The organism is Streptomyces glaucosporus (assembly GCF_039533345.1).
Classification (GTDB): domain Bacteria; phylum Actinomycetota; class Actinomycetes; order Streptomycetales; family Streptomycetaceae; genus Streptomyces; species Streptomyces glaucosporus.
Genome location: NZ_BAAATJ010000062.1, coordinates 1 through 549, shown reverse-complemented (window position 1 = coordinate 549; position 549 = coordinate 1). Strand labels below are relative to the sequence as shown.

The 549-nt window shown below is 74.9% G+C and carries 1 protein-coding gene; it reads right to left on the bottom strand.

Features of this window, described 5'->3' with window-relative positions:
• Nucleotides 1–549: HAD-IC family P-type ATPase (locus ABD358_RS28355; RefSeq protein WP_344634022.1), on the bottom strand; the 549-nt coding region annotated here is incomplete at both ends.

The following is a 549-nucleotide window of genomic DNA, read 5'->3' as shown; positions in this document are numbered from 1 at the left end:
GCGGAAGGCGCGCAGGCGGAGGCTGTTGGTGACGACGAAGACGGAGGAGAAGGCCATGGCCGCTCCGGCGATCATCGGGTTGAGCAGGCCGGCGGCGGCCAGTGGCAGGGCGGCGACGTTGTAGCCGAAGGCCCAGAACAGGTTGCTCTTGATGGTGGTCAGGGTGCGGCGGGCCAGGCGGACGGCGTCGGCGGCGGTGCGGAGGTCGCCGCGGACGAGGGTGAGGTCGCCGGCCTCGATGGCGGCGTCGGTGCCGGTGCCCAGGGCCAGGCCGAGGTCGGCGGCGGCCAGGGCGGCGGCGTCGTTGACGCCGTCGCCGACCATGGCGACGGTGTGGCCCCGGGTCTGGAGGCGGCGGATGGCGTCGACCTTGTCCTGGGGGAGGACCTCGGCGATGACCTCGTCGATGCCCACTTCGCGGGCGACGGCCCGGGCCACGGTCCGGTTGTCGCCGGTGAGCAGGACCGGGGTGAGGCCCAGGGCGCGGAACCGGGCGACGGCCTCGGCGCTGGTGGGCTTGACCGCGTCCGCCACTTCCAGGACGGCGCG